Here is a 7,692-nt window from a genome sequence, read left to right on the forward strand (position 1 = left end):
ATCCGTTTGAAATTAGCGATCGCTTGTGGGTAAAAAATCATCTTGAAGAAGATGAAGAAAAACTACGGTTTTCAACGTAGACGAGGTTTATCACGCACAAAGTGGTAATTTAAGGAGAATTTAAGGAAATTGCGAAAATTATTGCGGCGTTACTACCAACAAGAGCATAGATGACAGCAAGACGCTAAACCCCCTTCAACAGTAACTTCTCCCAATCCTTTATTAAAATATCTCAAACAACTCATCTTCCAATTCATAACCCAACAATTGCGCCATCGATTTCAAGCGAGATTGATGGGGTATACCTTGCTGTTTGAGCCAATCACCTAAAACAAAAATTTTATGCATTAAAAACATCTCTAAAGCTTCGGGATTATACTGAATTCCATCTTTAGAAAACTGATGTGGTACAAGCATTGCACTATAACGAGCAAATTCCTTATCTTGCCAATTCAGTAAAAAAGGCAACCAAGGATAACGGGAATCGATCCGGATAAACCAAAGACGAACTTCCGGTATTTCCGACAATTCCCTGGGGTCGCCCGGTTCTCTGAGATAATCAATATTGAAGCTTAACTGTTGTTCGGAGGAAACAAGCGTACCCTCAGCCAGAATTTGCTCGATCGCCTCAGTCGCGGGCGATAAATCGAGGGTATTAATGTGATTAGAATTAAGCGCGATCGCAATAGCCATTTGCAGTCATCAAGCAGGTTCGAGAACTTAGCGTAGCAGGAAAAGGGTCAAGGGGAAAGGAAAAAATCAGAAAAAACGCGACATCATTACGATATCGCGTCTGTACATCACGCATCTAAATCTATAGCCGAGTCATTGTAGGGATTTTGCTTTGGCTTTTTCACTAAATTTAGGGAAATTAGGGAACAGCCAAAGTCACTAAAAAGGGAAAGACAAATCTAACAATCAGGAGTTTCATGCCAATTCACTAATAGGGAATACAAGGAATTTCAAGCCAGAAACTAGGATTAAATAATGGGCAAACAGGTGTTCACCCGACACTTCTCACACCACACACATCACAAGCCCACCCACCCATCCATCCTTCAAAGTTATTCAGTAATACGTAAATTCGACGAATAAAATATGACCTCTCTCTAAATCTCTCTCCTGCAAGGAGAGAGACTTAAGATATCAAAATTTTGCTCTACTCTTATCCCTCCCCTCGCAGGGGAAGGACGATTTTTGCGTAGCAAAAATCAGGGAGAGGTTCCATCGAGCTAACCCAGAGAATTGCGGTAAATCGAATTATCACCACCCACCACAAACACATCTAACTTATTCGCACCACGGGAAACCGCAGCTGGTGACGAAATACTCGTACCACCGATTTTTTCCCAATTACCCCAAGTAATTCCATCAGAATATTTGCGATAAACAGCATTATCTGTACCCACTGCAAACACATCCAAGCGGTTTGCACCCCAGGAAGCAACAGCAGGTGCATACAACCACAAACCACCTAAACTTGTCCATTCACTCCAAGCTGTACCATTCCAAGACTTTTGGTAAATTGCATGGTCACTACCACGTACAAACAAGTCAATTCTATTTTCACCGCAGGATGCTGCCGCAGGTGCAGAAAGTCCGAAACCACCTAAGCTTGTCCAGTCAGTCCAAGCGCTACCATCCCAAGTCATTTGGTAGACTGCATTATCTGCGCCAATTGTAAATACATCCTGGCGTTTTTCACCTAAATTAGTAACCGCAATACCTTGTTTGCAGAAACCACCCAGGTTTTCCCATTCACCCCAAGCTGAACCGTTCCAAGTCTTCCGCAGCAATCGACGTTCTTGTCCGATAATAAAAGTATCGATGCGATTAGAACCAATTGCGATCGCAGCTGGTGCAGAAAGTCCGAAACCACCTAAGCTTGTCCATTCGCTACTCCAAACTGTGCCATCCCATGTTTTTTGATACAGGGCACTATCACCAGCAATCACAAATGCATTCAGGCTCTTTTCACCCAAAGCCACAGCAGCAGGAGCCGAGAAGCCGTTACCACCCAAGCTTTCCCATTCTCCCCACTTAGGTACGTTCGGCTGTAATGCATCAAAAGCAACTTTTGGCTGAATTACACCCGCACCTGTATGTTGGTCAAAACCAGGTTCACCCAGATTTTTTGCGGTTTGCTTGAGTAGATTCTTTAATTCTTCTTGTTTGATGCTGGGTTTTGCTTGCTTGAGTAATGCTGCCACGCCAGCTGCAATTGGACAAGCTGCTGAAGTACCGTTATCGCTGCCAAAATAACCTCGGAAGTGTGTTACAGAACAAAAATCAGGTTTGTTGGGGTCGAGTGCTGCGGGTCCTTGGCTGCTGTAGCCAACAAATTGCTCTTCTTTATTCACAGCACCAACTGTAATTGCCAGTGGGTGTCCGTTTGCACCCCAAATACTCTTACCTTGACCTGTGTCACCACCACAACGGTCTGCTGGACAGGTGCTACCGCAGTTTCCAGCCGCAAATATAACGATGATTCCTTCGTTGATAGTTTCAACTACTTTGCGGGTAAAAGGGTGGTCAGGGTTTGTGGCGTAAAATTCATCCCAATTTTTTTGGTAGATTCCCCAGCTATTAGAAAGGATGTGGGGTGTACCATCAATGCGGTATTGATTAATTGCCCAGTTAAACACTGCCAATGCATTCGATATGGAATCACCACCAGCAATGCGACAGTCGTATAACTTTGCTTCTGGAGCCATACCCAAAATGTCAGTGGCGCACATATTACCATGTTCGCCCCAAGAACGGGCTTTAGTTCCCCAGTCTGCTGCTGGTCCACCGATTACATTGGGAATGCGACGAATCCCTTCCATTGGTTCTACGTTGCGACCTTCAGCTGTAATCCCACCGTCAACGACACCAACCACAACACCTTGACCGCGAAATCCAGCCGCCCAGATTTGGTCTACACCAAAGTATTTTGCCACATCTGCGATCGCACCTTTAGCTACCGTTGGGGAACAGTCGCAAGTGCCGACGGGACAGTTGCCTTTACCGTCCATTGGTTTGACTAAATCGTTGGTTGTTTTTTCCAAAACTGGGGGATTAAAGGCTGCAATTGGGGTGTCTTTGTAGACTTTAACGACGTTGGGCTGGGCTTCGAGTTCGCGGATGCTGCGCTCTTCGATTTCACCCCGGATGATGTAAGTTTCTTCGTTAGCAGCCAAAATACTTGGAGTAAGGTCACTAGTTGCAGCAACTGGCACTGGTTCGTAGTTGGTATCGAGTTGAAAACTGGCAACGTTGGTGTTAACTCCTTCAGATACACCCATTACACCTTGATTTCTAGATACTCGCAATTCTACAAGCACTTTTTGCATGGCACTGTAATTATCAGCAGCATTCATGTCACTATTGGTCATTTCGCTTCTGCGGCGGGGTGCATCCATGCTTAGGGATGGCATATTATTACTATTTCCCGGTGGTTTCGGCTGTTTTGCTTTGCCGTTACCGTTACCATTTTCATTTCCATTAACGCTGCCATTGGGAGCGTTAGATTCATTATTTTGCATATTTTTATCCTTTTAAAACTTGGTTTAGTTGAGTCACAGATTCATTGCTCAACAAAATGTTGCAATAGCAGATAATTTGAGTTGCAGTTTTACAAATAAATTGCGATCGCTATATGACATTGCTTGTAGTGCGGCTATTTGTATAATTTTGCCCGCATGTTGTATTCACCGTGAGCAGCAATAAAGCCTGGTTGGAAATAAGGGTAAAAGATGAGGTTTAGAAAAAAGACAAAAAAATATAGCCAAAAAAATGAAGGTAAGGAAAGTTACCTATTTTTACCTTTATTTTTCCGGGCTGTACCCCTTTATCTCTAATCCTCGTTAACTCACCTTTCACCAGTATTGATAGGCTTTTGACTTGTCAGGGAGGAATTCGCACATCAGCTTTTACTGAGTTGCTTTGCCTGATATTATGAGCATTTTTAATGCTGATGTGAATACGTAATTACACTGAATAATTTACTGAAGCTATTTGCAAGTTCAGTGTAAATCACAGTACTATTATAAAATTGAAGCGCTATGCAGTTGTTGAGTTGGCTTTTCGCTTTTTAGATGGGTCTTACCCATGATTGCTCACACCCCTACTGAGTGTGACCCCTACATTATGTCACCCAGCATTGAGATTGGCAACTTTTTTTCAGGATTATTTTTTTCAGTTATTGAGTGGTTTTGTCCTGTACACAAAGGCAATTGGGTTCGACTTGGGAAAGTTCTTAGGGAACACCAAAAAATGTCCAGCCCCAATTAGGGACTTCCAAATAAAAAAATCTCCAATTTCGTTGTAGATGTGTTAGCACTATAGTCCTTAACACACCATCAATCTAACAATGGTGGGTTAGAGCTTCTCGTAACCCACCCTACATTTATTGAGTAATTTATTTTTTGGTATTCCCTTATTGTAGGGGTGGGGTCTCCCCACCCTTATGAATCATATGGTTAGTAAGCATATAAATTAAAATATTTTATTTTCTGTAAGACTTTTACAGAGTAAGGATACTGAAATTCTTTTTAAAGAACTCTCAAAGTCAAACCGATGGCTTTATTCCCTTTGATTGCAATCAGAAAAACTCGATAATTACCTATTGATAGACGCTTGCTTGAATTTTAAGCTAAAGTTGTAATGAGTACGAATTAGATATATAACTAACAAAAGCAACTGATACGCTGTTTATTAAAACGAGTTGAAAATTACAGGTATCAAACTGCAATTTTGGTATTTGCTGATTCAATAGTGCAGATATTAACACTGGTAACTCCTGCAATTAAGCTAGGAAAAGGGGCATCGTATATTGAAATACAAGTAGCGATAGAATTAGTATTAATTGCAAAATAGTTGCATAAAAAAATAAAAAGCACTCTCGTAGCGAAAAATATCCAAACGTTAACAAATCCACATATGCAAAATTTAACGACATCAACAACTTCAAAACCCATACGTTCGCTCGAAGATGCATTAGAGCGATGCCAAAATTTGGGTATGCGTGTTAGCCGCCAACGTCGTTTTATTTTAGAATTACTGTGGCAAGCTGAAGAACACCTTTCGGCGCGTGAAATCTACGATCGCCTAAATCATCAAGGCAAAGGCATCGGTCACACATCAGTTTATCAGAACTTAGAAGCTTTATCATCACAGGGAATCATTGAATGTGTCGAGCGTTGTGATGGACGCTTATACGGCAATATTAGCGATTCCCACAGCCACATTAATTGTTTAGATACAAATCAAATTCTCGACGTGCATGTAGAACTACCCGAAGAATTGATTCGTAAAATTGAAGAGCAAAGCGGAGTCAAAATTACCGAATATAGCATCAATTTTTTCGGATATCGCAACTCTTAAAGGGCAAAGGGCAAAGGGCAAGGTAAAAGGTAAGAGGAAATCTACCCAATCCCCAATTCCCAATTCCCAATGCCCAATCCCAAGTAAATATAAGAAAGTGTACCAATTAATTCTAAAATTCTAGACGGGGAATCAGTTTGATTGCTCGATTTTTGCATAACCATAGGAGAGAAAATTGTGGATTTGTCCCGTATTCCTGCCCAACCAAAACCAGGTATAATTAATGTTCTAATTGAAATTACAGGTGGGAGCAAAAATAAATACGAATTTGATAAGGATTTAAATGCATTTGCTTTAGACAGAGTGCTTTATTCTTCGGTGAAATATCCTTATGATTACGGATTCGTTCCCAACACTTTAGCTGATGATGGCGACCCTTTAGATGGAATGGTAATCATGGATGAACCAACTTTTCCAGGGTGTGTGATTGCAGCAAGACCAATCGGGATGTTAGAAATGATTGATGGAGGCGATCGCGACGAAAAAATTCTTTGCGTTCCCGACAAAGATCCACGCTACGCTCACGTAAAATCACTTAAAGACATCGCACCACACAAATTAGACGAAATTGCCGAATTTTTCCGCACTTACAAAAATTTGGAAAAGAAAGTCACAGAAATTCGTGGTTGGCAAGATGTTGAAACAGTTCAACCTCTTGTAGATAAGTGTATCAAAGCAGTCTCTAAATAATTTATGGAGCTAGGGACGACTCAGTGGGTCGTCTCTACATACATTTATATCCTAACTCCTAACTCCTAACTCCTAACTCCTAACTATTTACAATGCACAGGACACTTCTTCTGGCAAAAATTCATAACTGCACCCTCACGGCAGCAAATATTAATTACATTGGTAGTATTAGCATTGACCAAACTTTATTAGAAAAATCTGGAATTGTTCCTTTTGAGCAAGTGCATGTAGTGAACGTTACCAATGGTCAGCGTTTCACGACTTATGCGATTTCCGCACCAGCCAATTCTGGGGCAATTGAGTTAAATGGGGCTGCGGCACGTCTAGGCATTTCGGGCGATCGCTTGATTATAATGTCTTACGGGCAGTTTAGTTTAGATGAGTTAAAATCGTACTCTCCTACAGTTGTCATCGTAGATGGACAAAACCGACTGTCAGAAGTACGACGCTATGATGACTTGCTCAGTCAGACCTAATTTCCAAAACAATGTCAAATTTTGAGATATCGCATCCTCAAATTCACTTAAATCAAGCAGAAGCTTCCCCTTTGGAGAGCCAAATGGGAAATTTCACCGTACAAATTTGGGGTGTACGGGGTTTAATTGCCACACCGAGTAGTGACACCCGTCGTTATGGTGGAAATACTACCTGTGTCGAGATGTTCGTAGCTGGAAAACGCCTGATTTTTGATGGTGGTACTGGTTTACGAAACTTAGGCAAAAGCTTGAGAAACCACAATAAACTCGAAGCACATTTATTTTTTACCAATTCCCAATCCAACCGCATTCAAGGTTTTCCGTTTTTTGCTCCAGCATTTATCCCAGAAAATCACCTTTATATTTACGGTACTGCGGCTTCTAATAGTGCATCTATTAAACAATGTTTGTATGACCAAATGTTACAGCCTCACTTTCCCTACCCATTACAGGTAATGCAGTCAGAGTTAAAGTTTAATCACTTTAATCCTGGACAGGTTATCAACATTAATGATGATGTGATTGTAACTACAGCTTTAATTAATCAAAATCAGAAATCCATCGGTTATCGAGTCAATTGGCAAGATTATAGCGTTGCCTATTTGACTGATTTGAGTAAAGAATCTGATGCTCATTCTGAATCTATTGCTAAGGGTATTCTCGAATTAACTCAAGGTGTTGATTTATTGATTTCTAATGCAACTTATATTGAATTAACACCGAGAAAAGACAAAGATTTTGATTTTCATTGGGAAACAGCCCTCAATTTAGCAAATAATAGTGGGGTTAAAAAATTGGTGCTTTCCCAGCATCATCCTGATGATGATGATGATTTCCTTGATGATGTACAAGTCAAAATTCAATCTGTTTTTGCCAAAGCTGAATTAGCACATGAAGGTTTGATTATAAAAATCGATAAAGGCTAAATACAAGTAGGAAAAGTGAGAGATTTGTACCAATCTATTCAATCTAAAAGGACAAACTTAAATAGTTAATGAAATAAAGTTGCGAGATTTCCCAATTCAAGATAGAAAATATTGAAAAAGACTAATATGGAACCCCTCTCTAACCTCTCCCCTCATCAAGGATACTGTTGGCTAATTGTTGAGGGGTGAAGACCCTCACCCTCTCGTTAACAGGCTCCAGCCTGGTAACGCGC

Annotated in this window: 8 protein-coding genes; 5 read left to right on the forward strand and 3 right to left on the reverse strand. The window is 40.8% G+C overall.

What is annotated here, in order from left to right; genetic code table 11:
• Positions 1-222: 222 nt before the first annotated feature.
• The 3 genes from CK510_RS22660 to CK510_RS22665 all read right to left on the reverse strand — a co-directional run bounded on the left by CK510_RS22660 (position 223) and on the right by CK510_RS22665 (position 3,527).
• The gene (locus CK510_RS22660) at positions 223-693 is read right to left on the reverse strand and encodes a CRR6 family NdhI maturation factor (protein WP_095723842.1); all 471 of its coding nucleotides are present in this window, start codon (positions 691-693) and stop codon (positions 223-225) included.
• A complete protein-coding gene (locus CK510_RS32940) occupies positions 671-808 on the reverse strand; it encodes a hypothetical protein (protein WP_211293264.1) in 138 nt (45 codons plus the stop codon). Before CK510_RS32940 ends, CK510_RS22660 begins: the two co-directional genes overlap by 23 nt.
• Positions 809-1,232: 424 nt before the next feature.
• Complete coding sequence (locus CK510_RS22665) at positions 1,233-3,527, reverse strand: DUF8189 domain-containing protein (protein ID WP_095723843.1); 2,295 nt, start codon at positions 3,525-3,527, stop codon at positions 1,233-1,235.
• Between the two features lie 28 nt (positions 3,528-3,555).
• Here CK510_RS22665 and CK510_RS32945 point away from each other — a divergent pair, with 28 nt between their 5' ends.
• The 5 genes from CK510_RS32945 to CK510_RS22685 all read left to right on the forward strand — a co-directional run bounded on the left by CK510_RS32945 (position 3,556) and on the right by CK510_RS22685 (position 7,459).
• Complete coding sequence (locus CK510_RS32945) at positions 3,556-3,711, forward strand: hypothetical protein (protein ID WP_211293265.1); 156 nt, start codon at positions 3,556-3,558, stop codon at positions 3,709-3,711.
• 1,212 nt (positions 3,712-4,923) lie between these two features.
• Positions 4,924-5,367, forward strand: coding sequence for a Fur family transcriptional regulator (locus tag CK510_RS22670; protein WP_095723844.1), 444 nt, complete (start codon positions 4,924-4,926; stop codon positions 5,365-5,367).
• Positions 5,368-5,544: 177 nt separating this feature from the next.
• On the forward strand, positions 5,545-6,057 hold the full coding sequence (locus CK510_RS22675) for an inorganic diphosphatase (protein ID WP_095723845.1): 513 nt from the start codon (positions 5,545-5,547) through the stop codon (positions 6,055-6,057).
• Positions 6,058-6,149: 92 nt separating this feature from the next.
• Complete coding sequence (gene panD, locus CK510_RS22680; protein WP_095723846.1) at positions 6,150-6,533, forward strand: aspartate 1-decarboxylase; 384 nt, start codon at positions 6,150-6,152, stop codon at positions 6,531-6,533.
• 11 nt (positions 6,534-6,544) lie between these two features.
• Complete coding sequence (locus CK510_RS22685) at positions 6,545-7,459, forward strand: MBL fold metallo-hydrolase (RefSeq protein ID WP_095723847.1); 915 nt, start codon at positions 6,545-6,547, stop codon at positions 7,457-7,459.
• Positions 7,460-7,692 lie beyond the last annotated feature (233 nt).

The organism is Brunnivagina elsteri CCALA 953 (genome assembly GCF_002289455.1).
Classification (GTDB): domain Bacteria; phylum Cyanobacteriota; class Cyanobacteriia; order Cyanobacteriales; family Nostocaceae; genus Brunnivagina; species Brunnivagina elsteri.